This is a genomic window from Pseudarthrobacter quantipunctorum (genome assembly GCF_045291495.1).
Lineage (GTDB): Bacteria > Actinomycetota > Actinomycetes > Actinomycetales > Micrococcaceae > Arthrobacter > Arthrobacter quantipunctorum.
Genome location: NZ_CP148033.1, coordinates 1,017,154 through 1,037,388 on the forward strand (window position 1 = coordinate 1,017,154; position 20,235 = coordinate 1,037,388).

General features: G+C 61.8%; 15 protein-coding genes. 11 read left to right on the plus strand and 4 right to left on the minus strand.

Translation table 11 applies throughout. The annotated features are described in order from the left end of the window. Nucleotides 1-791: 791 nt before the first annotated feature. On the minus strand, nucleotides 792-1,511 hold the full coding sequence (locus WHH00_RS04630; protein ID WP_406636954.1) for a hypothetical protein: 720 nt from the start codon (nucleotides 1,509-1,511) through the stop codon (nucleotides 792-794). A gap of 66 nt (nucleotides 1,512-1,577) precedes the next feature. Further along, nucleotides 1,578-1,889 (minus strand): helix-turn-helix domain-containing protein, encoded by a 312-nt coding sequence (locus tag WHH00_RS04635; RefSeq protein ID WP_406636956.1) that lies wholly within the window; start codon nucleotides 1,887-1,889, stop codon nucleotides 1,578-1,580. A gap of 332 nt (nucleotides 1,890-2,221) precedes the next feature. Here WHH00_RS04635 and WHH00_RS04640 point away from each other — a divergent pair, with 332 nt between their 5' ends. Further along, nucleotides 2,222-3,175 carry an HNH endonuclease gene (locus WHH00_RS04640; protein WP_406636958.1) on the plus strand — a complete coding sequence of 318 codons (954 nt, stop codon included), beginning with the start codon at nucleotides 2,222-2,224 and terminating at the stop codon, nucleotides 3,173-3,175. A gap of 277 nt (nucleotides 3,176-3,452) precedes the next feature. Here WHH00_RS04640 and WHH00_RS04645 read toward each other — a convergent pair whose 3' ends face one another. Continuing rightward, entirely contained in the window at nucleotides 3,453-4,457 is a 1,005-nt protein-coding gene (locus tag WHH00_RS04645) for a DUF6602 domain-containing protein (protein ID WP_406636960.1), read from the minus strand. A gap of 1,339 nt (nucleotides 4,458-5,796) precedes the next feature. On the opposite strand from WHH00_RS04645, the gene WHH00_RS04650 reads away from it, so the two are divergent. The 5 genes from WHH00_RS04650 (at nucleotide 5,797) to WHH00_RS04670 (ending at nucleotide 12,090) form a co-directional block, all read left to right on the plus strand. After that, a complete protein-coding gene (locus WHH00_RS04650) occupies nucleotides 5,797-5,973 on the plus strand; it encodes a hypothetical protein (RefSeq protein ID WP_406636961.1) in 177 nt (58 codons plus the stop codon). Between the two features lie 1,987 nt (nucleotides 5,974-7,960). Beyond that, nucleotides 7,961-9,103, plus strand: coding sequence for a tyrosine-type recombinase/integrase (locus tag WHH00_RS04655; protein WP_406636963.1), 1,143 nt, complete (start codon nucleotides 7,961-7,963; stop codon nucleotides 9,101-9,103). A gap of 399 nt (nucleotides 9,104-9,502) precedes the next feature. Further along, nucleotides 9,503-10,783, plus strand: a complete 1,281-nt coding sequence (locus tag WHH00_RS04660; RefSeq protein ID WP_406636965.1) for a YjiH family protein — start codon at nucleotides 9,503-9,505, stop codon at nucleotides 10,781-10,783. 29 nt (nucleotides 10,784-10,812) lie between these two features. Further along, the gene (locus WHH00_RS04665) at nucleotides 10,813-11,370 is read left to right on the plus strand and encodes a dihydrofolate reductase family protein (RefSeq protein WP_406636967.1); all 558 of its coding nucleotides are present in this window, start codon (nucleotides 10,813-10,815) and stop codon (nucleotides 11,368-11,370) included. 63 nt (nucleotides 11,371-11,433) lie between these two features. After that, complete coding sequence (locus WHH00_RS04670; protein ID WP_406636969.1) at nucleotides 11,434-12,090, plus strand: SDR family oxidoreductase; 657 nt, start codon at nucleotides 11,434-11,436, stop codon at nucleotides 12,088-12,090. A 12-nt stretch (nucleotides 12,091-12,102) separates the two neighbouring features. Here the strand turns inward: WHH00_RS04670 and WHH00_RS04675 are convergent, their stop codons facing one another. Next, nucleotides 12,103-13,329, minus strand: a complete 1,227-nt coding sequence (locus tag WHH00_RS04675) for an ROK family protein (RefSeq protein ID WP_406636971.1) — start codon at nucleotides 13,327-13,329, stop codon at nucleotides 12,103-12,105. Nucleotides 13,330-13,585: 256 nt separating this feature from the next. On the opposite strand from WHH00_RS04675, the gene WHH00_RS04680 reads away from it, so the two are divergent. From WHH00_RS04680 to WHH00_RS04700, 5 genes are all read left to right on the plus strand, one after another. Then, nucleotides 13,586-14,827 (plus strand): ABC transporter substrate-binding protein, encoded by a 1,242-nt coding sequence (locus tag WHH00_RS04680; protein ID WP_406636973.1) that lies wholly within the window; start codon nucleotides 13,586-13,588, stop codon nucleotides 14,825-14,827. A gap of 23 nt (nucleotides 14,828-14,850) precedes the next feature. Next, on the plus strand, nucleotides 14,851-15,762 hold the full coding sequence (locus WHH00_RS04685) for a carbohydrate ABC transporter permease (protein WP_406636975.1): 912 nt from the start codon (nucleotides 14,851-14,853) through the stop codon (nucleotides 15,760-15,762). Next, nucleotides 15,762-16,673, plus strand: a complete 912-nt coding sequence (locus WHH00_RS04690) for a carbohydrate ABC transporter permease (protein WP_350006099.1) — start codon at nucleotides 15,762-15,764, stop codon at nucleotides 16,671-16,673. The genes WHH00_RS04685 and WHH00_RS04690 overlap by 1 nt, the downstream gene beginning before the upstream one ends. An 11-nt stretch (nucleotides 16,674-16,684) precedes the next feature. Further along, the gene (locus tag WHH00_RS04695) at nucleotides 16,685-18,400 is read left to right on the plus strand and encodes a glycoside hydrolase family 13 protein (RefSeq protein ID WP_406636977.1); all 1,716 of its coding nucleotides are present in this window, start codon (nucleotides 16,685-16,687) and stop codon (nucleotides 18,398-18,400) included. A 100-nt stretch (nucleotides 18,401-18,500) separates the two neighbouring features. After that, the gene (locus WHH00_RS04700; RefSeq protein WP_406636979.1) at nucleotides 18,501-20,213 is read left to right on the plus strand and encodes a glycoside hydrolase family 13 protein; all 1,713 of its coding nucleotides are present in this window, start codon (nucleotides 18,501-18,503) and stop codon (nucleotides 20,211-20,213) included. Nucleotides 20,214-20,235: the final 22 nt, after the last annotated feature.

The following is a 20,235-nucleotide window of genomic DNA, read 5'->3' on the forward strand; positions in this document are numbered from 1 at the left end:
CGGCCCTCGATTAGAGGGCGGGATACAACCGCCACTAGGGCAGACCACTCCATAATGCCGGAACGACCTGCTGCACGCCCGATGTTGGATAGAGCGGCGTCTAGTAGCGGTCCTTTTTTACGTGGTTAGCGCCCGCTCGGGGTATTGGGAGTACGGATGCTTGTGTCCACGCAAGAATCAGCGCTCAAGGGTTTCTAGGGGTTCCTGAGCGTTGTCCTGCAGTCACCGGCGCGCGCTGTGCCAGCGGCAAGTTTACCCTCGCAAAATTCCTGGCGACATCCACCAGGCCGCTCAGATTTGCAATTCCTCGGCTCCGCATTTGGCGGTGAGGACGGTGTCCCGGCAGGTCCATCCTTGTCCAAGAAATTCGAGCACTTTAAGTGGCGACGTGGACGCTGACGCTACAAACGGCGGGGCGTCCCAGTGAATGCGCAGGGAACGTAGGAGCGCTGCATTATTAGGGATTAGGGGGTGTGGGCCTAGCATTAACGCCCGGGTGGCGCCGCAGCCAAAGCGGAGGTGCCCGTGATCCACCCTGGCTTTCGAGTGGCCGCAGAAAGAGGTAGACCGTCCTTGCACCAATAATAATGTTGCGGCGAGGCCCCTGGTTTACGCCTTGTAGCCGGGCAATCGGGATGATAACGAGGAGTACCTTGCTTCGGCGCGAAGCAAAGGCAAAGGTGCAGGCGCCCAAATCCAGGATTCTTTGCTGCCATTCGAGCACTTTGGACCTTAGTGCCTGGGTAGATCTGCTTATGAAATTGCGCAACCGTCATGTTGCGCCCGCCGGGTCAGTCGCCTGACAGCGAAGTCGCCGACCAGTACATGGTGTGTGAGGTCGGAAAGGGCCCTCGCCTCGTCCGTGGATTGAAGTCTGCATCCATGGCATCGGCTATCAGCGGTGCACCCTGCCCGACCATCGTCTCCATATCGGATCCTTTCAAGCGCTGGATAAGCCTCTGCCGGATTTGCTCGGTCGCCTCGTAAAGGAGGTCGTCCGCTGCTGCGACCAACTTATGGAATCGATCGACCAGCGGGGGAGGCAGCGTCTGCAAGACAGTCGCTGCCGTCACATCCCGCACGCGAAGCGTTTCGGCATCGACGACTCCCACCGGAAATGTTGTCGCGAGTTTAGATTGGGAGTGAGCAATGGTGGTGTTCCTGAAAGCCCCTACCAGTCGGTGTATGTCGGAGAGTTCGTCGGGGATGTCTATGTGGTCGGTCAACGGCTTTCTAATGTTCGACGGAAAATACGTGCGGCAGTATGCGACGACGGCGAAGGCGATCAGATAGGCTGCCGCGTCCTCGAGTGGAGAGCCCTCGCCGCGGGACTTGATCGCGAGATCGAGCGCATGACGAGCCTCAGCGAGATCCGCCCCATAACTCGACAGCTCGACAAACAGTCGGGCGTCCGCGGAGTCCGGTACCGTCACTACCCTGAAAGTTGGTTGCTCAGCGCTGTTCACAGAACCATCATCGCGGAGATCCAAGATTTCGGCGTCCACTGCCATGCCACGCATTGGTGAAAAAGTCAGGCGAGTTGCCGTGTGCCAGGCATTGCAAACGGTCTACCAAGGCTACCGGCCCATAGGTCGCCGGCCGCCCCGGTACGGAGCGCTCTTTGCTGACGAATCCGGTGGGAGGAGTAGCTCGGTCACTGGCACTTCAAGCACGTCGGCGATATCCCAGAGTCGCTCGTAAGCAACGCTTTTTTTGCCCCACTCGATCCCGATGATCATGTTCCGGCTCAGTCCGGACTCAAGGGCCAAAGCTTCCTGGGAGAGCGCCTGCTCGAGCCGCAACTCTCTAATACGCGCTCCAACCGCCGCCCGACGTTCAGCCCAGCGAAGAGTCTGCTCCTCGGAGGACTGGTGGGGGCGAGTGGGCATGAACTAATGCCAACTAACATTGTCTGCTTTGTCTGCTCTACTAGTGATACATGCACAGTGAGGTGCATATCCCTGCAGATGAAAGTCGGGTGCGGACGTTGGGTTCACCACAACCTGAGAACAGAATTCCTCCTGTCGCCGCCGAGGCCGCGGGCTCTACGTCAAAGGAATCCACGGAAGGCAATCCGACACGCATTTCAAGTGGGCGTCGTCCGGGGGTTCAACTTCCACGTGAGTCAGATCGTGATCGCTTCTATCAGAAGACGCGCCCAGGAGAGGGCGGTTGCTTGCTTTGGACTGCGGGCAAGACCCTCGCTGGACATGGAAAGTTTATGTTCCACGGTAAGACCATGTTGGCCCACCGCATGGCATGGTTTTTCGAGCACGGCGAGATTCTTTCCAGAGATCAATTGCTGTTGCACTCATGCAACGTGCCCTCCTGCGTGGAGGTCTCCCACCTGCGGATAGGAACGCATGAGGAGAACATGGCAGACAGGGTGGCCGCCGGCAACTATGCCGCTACCCGGGGGATGAGCAATTCATGGGCCAGATTCACCGATGAAGAAGTCTCCCGCATCCGTGAGCTAATCGCGGAAGGAATGAAACAGCGCGAGATTGCGGCTATCTTCGGGTGCACTCAGTCGTATATTTCTAATATTGCCCGAGGAAAAGTCCGCGCGCACCCGACCAGCAAGCCATCGCCAGCGATGCTGGCCCAACGGGAGCGGGAGGCCAGGGCCAGCGTCAACCGGCTGAGAATCGATGAAATCCTCTCTGTCGTCCACCCGGATGATGAAATTGTCGGCGAGGAGTGGCGGCCAACACCGTTCGAGGGGTACATGGTCAGCTCCCTTGGCAGGGTCCGCGGGAGGAAGATGACTATTCTCAAACCGTTCATCAGGGAGGGCGATTACGCTATCGTCCATTGCGGGAGTCGGAATCCCCAAGCGGTGCACATCCTCGTGTGCGAGGCGTGGCACGGTTCCCGGCCAGCGGCTGGCATGCATGCCGCCCACAGGAACGGAAATTCAATGGACAATAGACCCGATAACCTGCGCTGGGCAACGCCGGCGGAAAATGGTTACGACAGGGTCCAGCATGGGACAGTGCAACGAGGCGAGAAACACTTCCGCGCGAGGCTGACGCAGGAACAAGTCGACGCCATTCGCGCCCAACTGCCGGGTCCGCGGGGAATAATCATCCGTCTCGCCAGAGAATACGGTGTAGCGCATGGCACCATACGATTCATCCGGGATAACAAGACCTGGAGGGAAGGAAGCGCATAACCCACCGCAGCGTCAAGCTGCTGCTTAGGTCTGGGGCCAATACCGAGCCCCTGCATCTGGCGTCTCTTTGCCGCCCATGCGTCGCGATGCCTTGTAACTCCCCAAGAGCTGGACTGAAGATGCAGGTCTAACTTACGGGAACCAGTTCACTCGGACAGCGGCTGCTGGCGCGACCACCCCGACTCGTTCGTCCGCCCTTGCTGGCTCAGTCAGTTGCTCGGAACGGTCCGTTTCGCCACCATGCGGTAGTCGCTTCCCCGGGCAGAGCCGGACACGGTCATGGCAGGTACATCGTCCATTCGTTCCACGCGCTACCGTTCACCAGAGCGCCAGCTTGCAGCTGCGCAGCGAGGTCAGGCGTGTAAACGTCAAACAGAGGCCATGGGTGTGTCATCGCTTGACTCGCTCCTTGGAGTCCAGCAAGACGGAAGTAATCTGCGAGGGGGCGAAGTTCGGGGTCCTCCCAGCCCAGTCGCTGAAACAACATAGCGATGAGAACGGCCAATGGGTTTGCTTCAGGTTGGCCTGAGTCTTCGTGCCACCGTTGGTACATCGTCAGGGCCCCGCCCTCCTCAGGCAACCCATAGAGATTATTCTGTCCACGCCATTCCACACCGGAATATATGCCTCCCATGTAGGGCATAATCCCGAGCTCCCAAATGGCCAAATCAGCGACGCAGACGACGTTGATCAGATCCCGCGGATGCTTCGCCTGCTGCTGTCCTTCGGTGAGATATTCATCGATGTTCTCCCGCGGCGTAGATCCCTCCTTTTTCCAGGAGTGACTGTGTGCCAGCAGTCCGTAGAGGGGAGGACTTGTCAGTTCACGGTAAGGAGTTCCAGTCCTAGGTCCGGAGAGGGCGCTGATTTTTGCAGCGGTTTCGGTCGCTTCGCGGATGTGCTTTGCTGTGACGGTGGTCTTGCACTCAAAAACGGCGGCTACCCCGTGAACCAGGTATAGCTTCTTATTCAGCAGGCGCTCAGGATAGGAAGGCCGCAGTACAATCACATCGACTTGAGGGCTGGCTTTTCCATCAACTCCAATAATCCGCCCCTTGGTCACGACCTTATATGAGTTGGGCAACCACTGTTCTAGTAGCGCTTTCCAGTTCTCCTCGCCTTCGTCGCCCGCGGTACCCGGATCCTCAGTAGATCGCGAGTAGATCCGTTCGTACTCCGACTCAATCTCGACTAGGTCTTGACGCAAGAAGGTCTGCAGCTCATGCTCCCTTTGCTTCTTGTCGTCGGAAGCATCCTTCGTATCGTTCTGTAGATCGCTCATTAGTTGGTTATATCTCAGATCCGCGATTCAAGCTTTTGGAAGAAAATAGCTTCATCAAGCCCGGACCGGTGCACTGTTTGGCCCGGCGCCGCTGCGACGTCTTCTACTCCGACCAAAAGCATAGGGACACCCCCTTAGAACGGTTCCGCCCGGCCGTCATTGCGTATTCGACGGGCGAGCAACGGAACTCACCTGACGGGCGGCCGGACAGCCAGAGTCATGCCACCGTCAGCCGCCCGGGCCTTTTACGAGAACCTGCCCTCTCGCCGAACAGCGTCTCTAGCAATCGTGCGGTGGGTCTTGCTTAGCTCTTTGCCGGTCTCGATGCGGAAGCAGACTTCGCCTACCGGGGCGCCGCATACGGGGCAGGGCGTGAGCCTGTTAGTCTCCTTGACCCGAGGTTCCCGGGGCGGGCGCGGCTGACGGGGCTGCCTCACTTGTCCATCCTCTCGATGTCGATCTTGGTCCAGCCTACGCGGTCTGGCGCCTCGCGGTTGGAGGCCTATTCGCAAGGAGCCAAGCACCCCGCGCTACGGCGAAGACGCTCTCCGCCTCAGGAGCAGAGTTGCTCTTTAGATTGCGTTTACTTCAATGAAGGTGAATTTAGATAATGAAGTGGTGCTCATGTCTTGGTGCATATTGACCTCCGCATCTTGCGCAAACGGACCGCCTGTGGTGGACTCACCTCCGCGTCTTGCGCAAGCGGAAGGCTCGTGGTCAATTTACCTCCGCCTGCTGAAAAGTAATGGCCCTGCTCTCCCATGTACTCCCGCGTCTTAGACCACTTGCGCCTCCGGCGCTGGCCGCGCCTCCCAGCATGCAGTCACGCCGCTCCGGGCAGGAAAATGACGCTGGGATCGTGTGCGAGCTTCCAGGCCGGCGTGAAGCGGCATTGTCATGAATTCGCGCCACAAGGCCTCCTCGCACGGGCCGGACGTGTTCCTCCATGAGTCTGAGGTAATGCAGGGAGATGACCTGACGCGACTCATCATGGACCCGCTACCTCACGCGCGAGGAACATACTCCCCTGAAACTTCCGTACAGACAGCTCTCCGATGTTCGTTTTGACATTCACATTGACACACTAGCGAGGGCGGCCTCTGCAGGGTAAAACCCAGCTTCCCGGGAATGCATGTGGCCCGCTTTAGAACTAAGACAACCGGTACTTCAATCACAACCCTTAAGGCTGCAGACGGGCGTAGCATCTTGGCAGGACGAGGGATTATTTGTGATGACTCATACGAGGACGCAAGTAGCCAACCCCGGCGAACTAGATGGGCAGGTGACTAGCTGCCGTATTGGATACATCAGCCAGTACAACTGTTGAGAGGAAAGAATCATGAATCCAGTGGCAGCAGGTATCGTGCTGGCGGTGGTGGGCATGGCGCTGGTCATCCTCTGTGCGGCGCTGGTCCGCCGGTGGAGCAGGGAGAACAGAGCGAAGTACCCGGAGCGGTTCTCAGGACCGCGCCGATTCTTCGCGATCAACCGGGAGCCGAGACGGCGACTTCACTAAAAGGGGTGGGGGTAGACCCCATCCGGTCTGGGCCTTCCGCCCGGCCGTCATAGCGTCCGGGGTGGCGTACGGGTTTGGCTGGTTTGTCAGGACAAAGTTCTGCCCTGACGACTACAATCATCGTCGTGATTGGGTGAGCAGCCAGCGGGATCTGCATCGCCCATGAAAAAGGCAGGCCACTCCTTCGGGGGAGTGACCTGCCGATTCCTGGGATGCAACGAACACGCGGCTCTACACGTGGTTTCGGGTCAACTGGGACGAGGGGACCCTAGAGCCCTGTCACCACGTTCAAATCCGCTTACGGCGCTTCTAAGGGACGTTCGAGGTACGCCTTCCCAACCGCCGTCCTGAGCTGCGCCAGGGATCAGGTTCTTTAGTAGGAAAGTTGTGGACCGAAGGCTGGCAACTGGAACAGGGCGGATGGCAGCGTGTGAATCCATTCTGGTGCCCCCAAGCTGCCTGGGCCGCGCATTTGTGGCAAAGACCCAGTTTCAAGTAGTGACTCTTCGTCCGCTCCCATTCCTGTGCCTGGACGAGACTTTCATTTCGGCGCGAGGCCATGCCTTCCCTTCTGTTGTTACTGCTGGCTTTTTCATTGAGGGCCGCGGTGGCCGGCGAACGGCGGCACGAGACGGCGTATGCGATGACCGAGAAGCCTTGAGTGGCAGGCCAAAGGTGTTCGCAAATGTGTGGACTGATGGAGTTTCTAAACCCTTCGGGTTTCGCCAGGTGAGGTCCGGTCCTTGGCGTTTCCGGCGTTGGTTTACGCTCCGTGTAACTGCTTCCAGGTGCAGTGGGTTGGCGCAAGCAGGTTGCTTGCAGGTTCTATGGTCGAGTTCGAGCCCTGGCTTATGTCCTCCCATCAATAGGTTCCAGACAACGCGGTGTGTCAGCCATTGGGCTGTATTGGCTCCCTCCGGGATGAAGGTCCCGTAATTTCCGTTGTTATTGCTCATATGCCAGAGCCAGCAGCCGTTGTCGTCTCCCCTCAAATTCGTGCCAAGACGCAGGAGATTGAGACGCTCGGCTTCATCAGTGACTCGAAGGTGCTGGACTTCATGCCGCCTGCAGTAGAAGATTCCGTTCATTCGGCGACCGCCGTCGTCCTGATGCTCCTTGCAGTCCGGCCAGTGACAGCGCAAATGTCCGTACTTTCGGCTCCACTGTTTGTAGTGTCGTCCGCAGAGGTTGCGGCTGATGGCTGCTGCCGTGCAATTTTTCGTCTTGCAACGCCCTTGGGTTTTCGGCCTGCCCAGACTCTTTCCACCTGTCCAATAAACTGACCGGGCACGGCGGTCCTTGCTCCCGCCTCGCCCATGTATTCGCTGCTGTACTTAGACGGTCCCGCCCGGCTTTGTGGTGTTTGCATTATTAGGGTTGGTGTTTGCTCCCCAATTGGCTGGCTCGGCCGTCGACTTGGTCCGGGGGCAGTAAGCCCCCTACCGGACTACTTCCTGCTGGCGCAACCAGTCCTCAACATCGGATAAGCGGTAGATGACTTTCGAACCGAGGCGAAGACGCTTCGGACCATCGTGCAAGTGTGAGGCGAGGAATTTCTCGCTGACCCCGATGTAGGCAGCTGTGGTGCGACGGTCCATGTAATGCGACTGGGTCAGCTCCCGGGCTGCGTTGACGCTCGCGCGGTTGTTGGGCGGAACTGTGGGCAAAGAGACTCCTCCGGCTTGGGCATTGTGAGCATGCGGTGAATGACTCCGCATTAGTTATTCCTGGAATGGCCCTCTCTCCAGACAGGGTGTCCCCAGGATTGACCATCCATCTGCGGGACCTTCGGAGAAGGTCCTGCGTAAACTATGTTGGTCGGCTCTCCCTTGTTCTTCGGCTCAAGGCCGGAAACCGCCGGCTGCCGGGAGAAATAATTTAGCGGGTACGATCGCTCTACACGGTGATCATTCAACGCAGGAGGGGGAACTTCAGCCCTCAGCCGGACGTCCTTCGCGAATGCACGATAGTTGGATACTCTCTATTCATGGCAATCAAAAAGCTCCCGGGCGGGAAGTACCAGCATGACTACCGTCTGGATGGGCACCGCATATTCAAGCGGTTTAGCACGAAGGCGGCAGCTGAGGCCCATGACCTGCAGATCAGGAATGCAAAAGCTGGCGGAACCCTCGTGGACACCCGAAAGGGTGGCAAGATGCGCTTCCACGAACTTTATGAAGAATGGATAGCCAGGATCGAAGAATCCGGTGCCAGGGGTACGAGGCCAGCGTCACCCGTCACTGTTGCTGGGTATCAGCAGATATATGACAATCACATCAAGCCTGAGTTTGAGCACCGACCCTTGGCGCAGATTGGCTTGCCTGTCATTAACGCCTGGCTTCGAACGTTCGATGGGGACGATGCTCGCAAACGTGCGCACTTGCAGTTGGGCCGTATGTTGCAGTTCGCCGTCGATAGTGGTTACCTCGCGAACAACGTCGCGCAGAATGTTGTTATTAATAACGTGCCCACACCCCAGCCGGTGCGGGAGCCGGTCGCCCTTCGCATCGGGCAGCTGAAGGAATTGGCACGGCAGGCGGGAACGGGTGGCCGTTATGAAGGAGCCGACCATGATGCTTACAGCCTGCTGGTCCTCTTTGCTGGGACGACAGGACTCAGATGGTCTGAGGTTGCGGGACTGCGCGCTGACGCCCTGGTGTTTGGCGCTCGCCCTGAGGTCGTAGTGCGTACAACCCTGGTTTTGGTGAACGGGCGGTTGGAGTTCCGGGATACCACCAAGGCTCGGAAGCCACGAAGGGTTCCTATCCCGCCCTCGGTGGCCGAGCCCCTGGAACGTCATGTCGAAACAAGGGGGGCCGAGGAACTCGTTTTCACATCGCCTTCCGGGACCGAGCTTAGGTCGTCAAACTTCGCCCGCCGTATCTTCCATCCGGCGATCGAGCGTTGCCAAGAGGCAGACCCATCCTTCCCGAATCTGGTCTTCCATGATTTGAGAAGAACAGCCGTGAGCTTGGCCGTCAGCGCTGGTGCCAATATCAAGGTCGTGCAACAGATCGCCGGGCATAAGTCCGCGGTGACCACTCTTGACGTCTATGCCCAGTACTTTGATGAGGACGCCCATTCCTCTGCCCGTGCGGTAGACGCCCTGTTGCGGGGGGAAAACGATTAAGGGCAACCGAATGACGTGGATGTTTTATGGATGGGTGTCCCGTTTCCGTCCTCTAAACGCAGGTACTTTAGTGCACGACTCATAATCGTGAGGTCGGGAGATCGAGCCTCCCCACCGCTACAGGCCAAGGCCCCTGGATCCCTTGAGGATCCGGGGGTCTTTTGCTTTAACATCCTGGTCCCGGGTCTGCCTGCGGGCTCGAATACAGGACGGCGCCCCAGGCAGCATCCACCCGAGTCTCCTATTCGAGACTGCTGTACTGCGCAGTCCATTGTTCCTGCCCGTGATTCACGGTGCGATGGTTCTGTTCACAAAACGCCGGCCCGGACAGGCCGGCCGCAGTCAGGAGACAGACCTTTGGCCATCACCTCGCAAGCCCCGCGCACAGCGTCGCGCCACATGTGGAAGTTGTTTGTGTACAGCGGCATCGGCGCATTCATGTTCTTCGTGCCGGTAACGATAGCTGGCAAAAACACCATCATGCTGGACCACATCGTCTCGTTCCTCCAGGCGAACATCGGTCCCGTGCTGCCCTTCTATGCGCTGGCCGTGATTGTTGCCGGTGCCGGGTACCCCTTCGTGGCCGGAACCTGGAAAAGGTCCGCGGTTGAGGTGGTCTTCTCCCTGCTGAAAGGGGTGGGGATGGTGGTGGGCTTCATGATGGTCTTCAAGGTAGGGCCCGCGTGGCTGTTTGAACCCGGCATGGGGCCGTTCCTGTTTGAAAAGCTCGTCATTCCCGTGGGGCTGCTTGTCCCCATCGGCGCGGTGTTCCTGGCGCTCCTGGTCAGCTATGGCCTGCTGGAATTCATCGGAGTCTTGGTCCAGCGCGTCATGCGCCCCATCTGGCGAACCCCCGGCCGGTCCGCGATCGACGCGGTCGCCTCCTTCGTGGGCAGCTACTCCCTTGGCCTGCTCATCACCAACCGCGTCTACAAGGAAGGCAAATACACCGCCCGCGAGTCAGCCATCATTGCCACCGGGTTTTCGACAGTGTCCGCCACGTTCATGGTGATCGTGGCCAAGACGCTGGACCTGATGGGCCAGTGGACCGCCTACTTCTGGATCACCTTCCTGGTCACGTTCGTTGTCACCGCCATCACCGTCCGGATCTGGCCGTTGAACAGCATCCCGGACGAGTACCACCCTGAGGCCGTGCCGCAGCCTGAGGAGGACGTTTCCGGCCGACGGCTCTCGGTCGCCTGGCGTGAGGCCCGGCAGACTGTGGAGGCAGCGCCGTCGCTGGCAGTGAACGTGTGGACCAACGTCCGGGACGGCGTCCTGATGGCCATGGCCATCCTCCCGTCCATCCTTTCCATCGGCCTGCTGGGACTGGTCCTTGCCACCTATACTCCAGTGTTCGACTGGCTGGGCTTCCTCTTCTACCCCTTCACCTGGGCGCTGCAGCTGCCCGAACCCATCCTGGTGGCCAAAGCCAGCGCCGTTGGTGTTGCGGAGATGTTCCTTCCCGCGCTCCTTGCGGCGGAGGCGGCCTCCGTGGTCAAGTTCGTTGTGGGTGTTGTGTCCGTATCCGGGATCATCTTCTTCTCCGCGCTGGTGCCCTGCATCATGGCCACCGACATCCCCATTCCGGTCTGGAAGCTGGTGGTCATCTGGTTCCAGCGGGTGGTCCTGACGCTGGTCCTCGTGACGCCCATGGCGTTCCTGCTGTTTCCCTCCTAAAAACCCGGCCGGGGAGGCAGAATGGGCGCATGGCTGACCTCATCTACACCGGCATCACCTCCCTGGACGGGTACCTTGCGGACAGCAACGGGAACTTCGACTGGAGTGCGCCCGATGAGGAAGTGCACGCCTTCGTCAACGACCTGGAGCGCGACGCCGGGACCTACCTTCTGGGGCGGCGCATGTACGACGTCATGTCCGTGTGGGAAACGCTGGGAGGGCCGGACGATCCGCCCGTGATCCAGGATTACGGCCGGATCTGGCGGGCGGCGGACAAGATTGTTTTCTCGGAAACCCTGCAGCTCCCGCCGACTCCGCGGACAACAGTCCGGCGCTTCTTCGATCCCGCGGCCGTCAGGGAATTAAAAGCGGACACCAGCGGCAGCATTGGTATCGGCGGCGCCACCCTGGCTGCCGCCGCACTGCGGGCCGGGCTGGTGGACGAATGCCGGATCTTCCTCAACCCTGTGGCCGTGGGCGGCGGCCTGCGCTTCCTGCCGGACGGCCTGAACCTCCGGCTCAAACTCGTGGAGGAGCGCCGGTTCGGAAACGGCGTCATGTACCTGCGTTACCGCATGGCCGGCTGAGACCGGCAGCCGCCGACGCGCCGGTGGCGTGGCATCGGCGGGCCGGGAGAGCAGAATAGGGCCATGACCCGAATCGCAATCATTGGCGGCCACGGCAAAGTGGCCCTGCACCTGTCCAGCCTCCTCACGGACGAGGGGCACAGCGTCACCTCGTTCATCCGCAACCCGGACCATGCGGGCGACGTTGCAGGAACGGGTGCAACGCCGTCGCTCCTCGATGTGGAGAATGCGACGACGGCGGAGATCGCCGTTGCGCTGAAGGGACACGACGCCGTGGTCTGGTCCGCAGGCGCAGGCGGCGGGGACCCGGCGCGGACGTACGCGGTGGACCGCGATGCTGCCATCAGGTCCATGGATGCCGCAGCGGAGGCCGGTGTGGGGCGCTACGTGATGGTCTCCTACCTGGGAGCCGGCAGGAACCATGGCGTGCCGGAAAGCAACAGCTTCTTTGCGTATGCCGAAGCGAAGGCCGCTGCCGACGACTACCTGCGCACCACGGGCCTCGCATGGACCATCCTGGGCCCCGGAGCCTTGACGGACAAGCCGGGGAGCGGCCTGATCGACGTCGACCCCTCCCCGGAGGGCAGCCGCGAAACCTCCCGCAGCAACACCGCAAGCGTGGCCGTGGCCGTCCTGGAAATGCCGGAGACCGCGGGCAGGACCATCGAGTTCTGTGACGGCAGCCTGCCTATCGCCGCGGCCCTGGAGCCGCCCGCGTAACGTGAGGCTTTTCTAGGAAACGGGCTGGGCGGGCTTCGGGAACGAAGCCGGATACAGGTCCAGTGCGTGCTCTTCGACGTAATCCAGGGCGAGGCGGATAGCTCCGATGGAAACGATGCCGTCGCCAAGGGAGGATGCCTCCACACGCGGCGGAGTGAAGGTAAAGTTCGGCAGCTGCTCTTCGATGGCGGGGATGAGTGTGCGCGCAGAGGCTGCGACGGCTCCCGCGAGGACGACGAGTTCAGGGTTTACCAGCGTGCTCACGGAACCGATCACACGGGCCATGCGGTGTGCCACCCGGTTGAGGACGTCCTGGGCGACCTGGTCACCGTCCCCGGCCGCGGCAAACACCATCTCGGCCGTGAGGCGTTCCGCTGCGCCGCCGCAGAGCTCGTCCAGCTGCGTTTTGGCGCCGCCGGCGAGCGCTTCCTGGCCCCACAGCGCTACGTAGTGCGCGATGCCGAGGGTGTCGCCAACCCCTTCGACATTGCCCAGGTAGCCTAGCTCGCCGAAGCCGCCAAGCTGCCCGTGCAGCAGGCGGCCGGATTCCAGGATGCCGGCGCCAAGACGATCCCCGGTAAGCATAACGACGAGGTTGTCGACGCCCTGGGCCATGCCCCGCCAGCGTTCAGCCAGCGCGGCAAGATTGGCATCGTTCTCCAGCAGCACGTGCCAGCCGTGCCGCTCGGACACCAGCCGGCGGACATCAAAAGACTTCCAGAATTCCTGGACGGTGAGGACTTCGCCGTCGCGGCTTACCGGTGCGGCGACCCCCACGGATACGGCCAGGACAGAGTCCGCGGACACCGCCGCCTTCTCCAGGGCCTCCGCGGCGATGCGGTCCAGCACGTCGGCGCGCTCATCAGCGGGCACGTTGTAGGCGCGGAAGGGCGTGGTCACCCTGGAGAGGGCCTTGCCCGCCATGTCGGCGACGATGGTGGTGATCTTGTTGGCCCCGATGTCGATGCCGAGAACGCTGGCTGCGCGGTCGTCAAAAACGAACCTGCGCGCCGGCCTGCCTTTGACATATCCCTCGGCGCCCCGCTGGTTTTCCAGCTCCTGGAGCCATCCGAGCCGGACAAGCTCATCGCAAATCGAGATGACCGTGGCCCGGGAGAGCCCGGTGGCCGCCATGAGGTCCGTGCCCGTCATGATGCCGGCCCCGCGCATTGCCTTGAGCATCGCACTGGCGTTGACCCGCCGCACCAACTGTGTTGACGGTGCAGTATCAGTCATCATCGCGCGCTCCCACTTTGGCCTGCTACAGGATGTATCCGCAGGTAATTCTAAATTTAGGTCATAAATATAGCCGAGGAAACATATTCCGCAGTCCTTGACCTCTGCGCGGTCTGCCCGCCATACTAACGATAGGAGCTAAATTTACCTCTTATATCAACTTGCGGAGACGCATCAGCCGTCCCCGCCGTGATCATGCGGCGTTCTGCCGCACCACGAAAGGACGAGGGTGTCTTTGAAACTGACGCGCACACTACGCATGGCAGCGCTTGGCCTGTGCCTGGCCCTCCTTGCCGGCCTCCTCTCGGGCTGCACGGGGGACTCCGGCAAGGAGACGATCCGCTTCACGTTCAGCAAGCGGGAGGCCATCGGCTTCATGACGAAACTGGTGGCCGATTACAACGCCTCGCAGGACAGCACGGAGGTCGTCCTCGACACCTCCGGCGTCGACGTCGTCTCGGCGAGTTTTGTGCGGGGCAATCCGCCGGACATCGCGCTGGCGAACTACAACATGGAAACGGCAAGGTTTGTGCAGCGCGGTGCGTTGAGCGACCTGTCCGGAACGCAGGCCGCAACCCGCATCCGGAAGGACCTGCAGCCACTGATGGACCAGTACGGCTCTTATCCGGGCCGGACCAGCGCCCTGCCCTACTCGGTCATGGCGTCTTCAGTGATCTACAACAAAGAGATCTTTGCCGCCCAAGGCATCGAGGTGCCCAAGACCTGGAGCGAGCTGCTGGCGGCGTGTGATGCGCTCAAAGCCGCCGGTGTGACACCGTTCTACGCCACCTGGAAGGACGACTGGACGGTTGCCCAGGGATGGTTTGACTACTCCGTAGGCGGCCAGGTGGACACCATCGACTTCTTTGACAAGCTTGCCGAAGCCGGCACGGACGTGGGACCTGACTCGCCGGTGTCGTTTCAAAAGGACTTTGAACAGCCCGTCGAAAAGATGCTGAAGCTGGCCGGCAGCTATGTCAACAAAGACGCCGCGAGCCGGGGCTATGGCGACGGCAACCTCGCTTTTTCGCAGGGCAAGGCGGCCATGTACCTGCAGGGCCCGTGGGCATTCAGCGAGATCGCAAAGACTGCTCCCGATCTTCAGCTGGGAACCTTTCCGCTGCCGATGACGGAGAATCCCGATGACCTGAGCGTGCGGGTCAACGTCGATCTCGCGGCGTGGATTCCGGAGGAATCCAAGCACAAGGACGCTGCGCGCGACTTCCTGGAGTATCTCTACCGGCCGGAAATCATTGAAGAGTACAACAAGTCGCAGCTGGGCTTCACGCCCACCACCGATGCCGACGCAGCTCCGGACCCGCGAGTCGAGGGCATGGTGGAGTACTACGAAAACGGCGATGTGTACCAAGGGCCGTCGGTGCTGGTGCCGCGCACCATCCCCATCATGAACTACACCCAGGCGCTCGTGCTGGGCGCAGACCCTGCAGCCACCTTCCGCACACTCGACGCAGACTGGGCGCGGCTGGCGTACCGCCAGTAGCGCAGAACAAGGGAGCCAGACACATGTCCACCACCACAGCAACCAGACGGGGGCAGGCCCGCCCCGAAAGCCGCCGCAGGCGGCGGGTCGAACCGATCTTCTACCTTTTCCTCTTGCCCAGCCTCGTTCTCTTTACCCTGGCGATCACGGTTCCCGGCATCGTTGGCATCTTTTTCAGCTTCACGGACTCAATCGGCATTGGCGACTGGGAGTTCGCGGGCCTGACCAACTACATAGCAATTTTCAGCGATCCGGCCATTCTGCAGAGCTATCTGTTCACCTTCGGCTTCTCCATCGTCACCGTGCTGGTGGTGAACGTCATCGCCTTCCTCCTGGCCGTGGGACTCACCTCGCAGATCCGGATGAAGACAGCGCTGCGAACCATCTTCGTCATCCCCATGGTGGTCTCCGGCATCATCATCGCCTATGTTTTCAACTTCCTGTTTTCGAACTCGCTGCCCGCTGCGGGTGCGGCGGCAGGCATCTCCTGGCTGGAAACGAGCCTCCTGGCGAACCCTGACCTTGCATGGATCGCCATCGTGGTGGTTACCGCATGGCAGGCGGTGCCCGGGGCGCTGCTGATCTACATCGCGGGCCTCGTCTCGATCCCGGGGGACGTCTACGAGGCTGCGGAGATCGATGGCGCGAGCAAGTTCCAGCAGCTCCTGAAGATCACCGCTCCGCTTGTGGCCGGCTACGTGGTGATCAACATCATTCTCGGATTCAAGGGCTTCCTCAACGCCTACGACATCATCGTTGGACTCACGAACGGTGGCCCGGGAACCTCAACAAGAAGCATTGCGATGACCGTCATCGCCGGCTTCAACGGTGGCGATTATGCCTACCAGATGGCCAACGCGACGATCTTCTTTGTCGTCGCTGTCCTCATCTCTCTCCTGCAGCTGTCGCTGACTCGCGGACGGAACACACTCTAATGACCACTCCATCAACCCTCACCGCCGAGGAACTCCACCACACCGAATCAACCCCTGCCGGGAACGGACGGCGACGCCCGGGCCTGAAGGTCGAGCGGGTGAACTGGCCGGGCACCACCATCCTGGTCCTCTGCGCTGTCACGGTCCTGCTTCCGCTCTACGTGACCGTGTCCATGGCCTTCAAAACCCAAGGGCAGGCTGTGGACGGCAATGCGTTCTCATTCCCTGCCCCCTTCAGCATCGACGGCTTCGTCCAGGCGTGGACGCTGACGAACTTCCCCGTCGGCGCCGCAATGTCGTTGCTGGTCACGGCAGGGACCGTGGTGGCGACGATCGTGCTCGCTGCGTTTGCCTCGTATGCGATTGTGCGCAACTGGGAACGCAGGTTGTTCCGGTACTCCTTCTACTACCTGCTCGCGGCGATGTTCATTCCTTTCCCGGTCGTAGCGCTGCCGCAAATCCAGATGACCGGCCGCCTGGGCCTGGACAACCCGCTGGGCGTGATCCTGCTCGCCACCATGTTCCAGTTGAGCTTCAGCGTGCTGCTGTTCACGGCGTTCCTGCGGTCGATCCCCATGGAGCTTGAAGAGAGCGCACGTATTGACGGCGCCACCACCTGGCAGACGTTCTGGAAACTGATCTTTCCCCTGCTGGCGCCGATGAGCGCCACGGTCGGCATTTTTGCCTTCCTCTACGCCTGGAATGACTTCATGATGCCTTCGCTGATCATCTCCGACCCGGCACTGCAAACCCTTCCAGTGCGGCAGAACCTGTTCCAGACCCAGTTCAGCAACAACTACCACGTGTCCTTTGCGTCTTATCTGATGGCCATGGCTCCGGCTATCGTGGCTTATCTCTTTACCCAGCGGTGGGTCATGGCCGGCGTCACGCAGGGTGCCGTCAAAGGCTGAGTACAGCCAGCATGCACGCCATCAACAACTCCAGCACCCCGGAAAGGGGAAACCGCTTGTCCATCCAGACTCACCACGCCGACAACGGTCCCGCGGACGCCACCAACTGGTGGCGCCAGGCCGCGGTTTACCAGATCTATCCACGCAGTTTCGCCGACTCGAACGGCGACGGGATTGGGGACCTCAAGGGCATTGCCGCGAAGGTGCCGTACTTGAAGGGCCTGGGGATCGACGCCGTGTGGCTGAGCCCGTTTTACCCCTCGGCCCTGGCTGACGGCGGCTACGACGTCGATGACTACCGCGACGTCGACCCCAAGATCGGCTGCCTTGCGGATTTCGATGCCATGGCCGCGGCTCTGCATGCGGCGGGCATCAAGGTAATCGTGGACATCGTCCCGAACCACTCCTCCAACCGGCACGCCTGGTTCCAGGAAGCCCTGGCCGCCCCCAAGGGGTCACCGGCCCGGCAGCGGTACCACTTCAGGGACGGCAAGGGCGAGCACGGCGAACTGCCGCCGTCGGACTGGACAGCCGCTTTCGGCGGCCCCGCCTGGTCCCGGGTGGACGACGGCCAGTGGTACCTGCACACCTTCACTCCCGAACAGCCGGACTGGAACTGGGACAACCCGGAGGTCCGTGCGGACTTCCTCACGACCCTGCGCTTCTGGGCTGACCGCGGCGTGGACGGCTTCCGCGTGGACGTGGCCAACCTTCTGGTCAAAGACCTCCCCGCCGAGCTTCCCAGCAAGCAGGAACTGGACGCGATGGACCGTACAGTGGGGACGCACCCGCTCATGGACCGCGATGAAGTCCACGAGATCTACGCAGAATGGCGCAAGGTCTTCAACGAATACGACCCGCCGCGGTTTGCCGTGGCGGAGGCATGGGTGGAGACCGCAGCCCGGCGTGCCAAGTACGCCTCTCCTGAGGGGCTGGGCCAGGCCTTCAGCTTCGACCTGCTCCTGGCCGACTTCAACGCTCCCCAGTTCCGCACCATCATCACGGACAACCTCGAACAGGCCCGCCTCACCGGCTCCACCACCACCTGGGTCTTTTCCAACCATGACGTCACCCGCCACGCCACACGCTACGGTCTGGAACCGCTCAACGGCCGGCCGGGAAAACCGGGGGTCGACTGGGTCAAAGCGGGCGGCCCCCGCGAAGCGCTGGACGTGGAAGGCGGCATCCGCCGCGCCAAGGCCGCCACGTTGCTCATGCTCGCCCTTCCCGGCTCCGCCTACCTCTACCAGGGCGAGGAACTGGGGCTGCACGAGGTGGCGGACATCCCCGCTGACCAGCGCCAGGACCCGTCATTCTTCCGGGGCGCGGAGTACGACGGCCTGGGCCGGGACGGCTGCCGCGTGCCCCTGCCCTGGGAGCCCTCGGGACCATCCTTCGGCTTCGGTGCCAACGGCGCCCACCTGCCCCAGCCGGACTGGTTCGCCGAATACGCAGCCAGCAGCCAGGACGCCCGCGACACCTCAACCCTGAACTTCTACCGGCAGGCACTGGCGCTGCGCCACGAACTCCAGGGTGCAGAGACCCTGGAATGGAGCGGCAGCGGAGATGAACAGGTGCTGCACTTTGTGCGCCCGGGCGGCTGGCACGTCGTGGCCAACTTCGGTCCCGCCGCCGTCGAACTGCCTGCCGGCAGGGTCCTGATCTCCAGCGGCGGGATCACAGACGGCAAGCTTCCAGGAGAATCAACCGCCTGGCTCAAGGCCTGAAGCGGCGTCCGGGGCGCGCAGCAGCCCTGCTGTTGACCTTCCGCGCCCGGCCGGAACATACTGGTCAAAAGAAAATTTAGATACTAAATAAAGGAGTGTTGTGAGCACCACCGCCACCCTGGCAACCCTGTCCGATTCCGGCCCACTGTCCGATCCGAACTGGTGGCGGCAGGCCGCCGTCTACCAGATCTACCCGCGCAGTTTCGCCGACTCCAACGGCGACGGCATCGGCGACCTCAAGGGCATCACCTCCAAGGTGCCGTACCTGAAGGCACTGGGTATCGACGCCGTGTGGCTGAGCCCCTTCTACCCCTCGGCGCTCGCCGACGGCGGCTACGACGTCGATGACTACCGCGACGTCGATCCCAAACTGGGCACCCTGGACGACTTCGACGAGATGGCCAAAACGCTGCACGGGGCCGGTATCAAGCTCATCGCCGACATCGTCCCCAACCACTCCTCCAACCGCCACGAGTGGTTCAAGGAAGCACTCGCCTCGCCCAAGGGCTCACCCGCCAGGGACCGCTACATCTTCCGTGACGGCAAGGGCCCGGACGGCGAGTTCCCGCCGTCGGACTGGGACTCCGTGTTCGGCGGCCCCGCCTGGGAGCGCATCACCGAACCGGACGGCACCCCCGGCCAGTGGTACATGCACATCTTCGCCAAGGAGCAGCCAGACCTGAACTGGTCCAACCGCGAGGTCCGCGACGACTTCCTCAAGACCCTGCGCTTCTGGTCCGACCGCGGTGTGGACGGCTTCCGGGTGGACGTGGCCCACGCCCTCACCAAGGACCTCACCGAACCGCTGCTGTCCAAGCTGGAACTGAGCGCCGCCAACACCGGTGTGGACGGTTTCGACGACGGCACCCACCCGTTCTGGGACCGCGACGAGGTCCACGAGGTGTACGCCGAGTGGCGTGAGGTCTTCAACGAGTACAACCCGCCGCGCACCGCCGTGGCCGAGGCCTGGGTGCACGCCACCCGCCGGGCCCGCTACGCCAGCCCGCAGGGGCTCGGCCAGGCCTTCAACTTCGACCTGCTGCAGGCAGATTTCGACGCTGACGAGTTCCGCGAGATCATCACCCGCAACCTGGCTGAGGCCGCCGCCACCGGGGCCTCCTCCACCTGGGTGTTCTCCAACCACGACGTCGTCCGGCACGCCACCCGCTACGGGCTGCCGCAGGTTTCCAAGAGCAAGGCGGGCGCCAAGGGCCAGGACGGCAAGGACTGGCTGCTTGCCGGCGGCCCCAAGGACCAGCTGGACGTGGAACTGGGTGAGCGCCGTGCCCGTGCCGCAACCCTGCTGATGCTGGCAGTGCCGGGGTCCGCCTACCTGTACCAGGGCGAGGAACTGGGCCTGCAGGAAGTGGCGGAGATCCCCGAATCCGAACGCCAGGACCCCTCCTTCTTCCGGAACAGGGGAGTGGAAATTGGCCGCGACGGCTGCCGCGTGCCCCTGCCCTGGAAGGTGGAAGGCACCTCCTTCGGCTTCGGCGACGGCGGGGCGCACCTGCCGCAGCCGGACTGGTTCAGCAAGTACGCCGTGGAGGCGCAGGACGGCACCGAAGGCTCCACCCTGGAGCTGTACCGCACCGCCCTGAAGCTGCGCCACGAGCTGCAGGCGGATGAGGACCTGGAATGGGTGGAGAACGCCAACCCTGAGATCCTGCACTTCCGCCGCCCCGGCGGCTGGCAGTCCGTGACCAACTTCGGGGACACCGCCGTCGAACTCCCCGCGGGGACCGTCCTGGTCAGCAGCGCACCGCTGGAAGACGGCAAACTGCCAGGCAACACCACAGCATGGCTGCGCTGATGCCTGCACGCGTCCCGGAAGG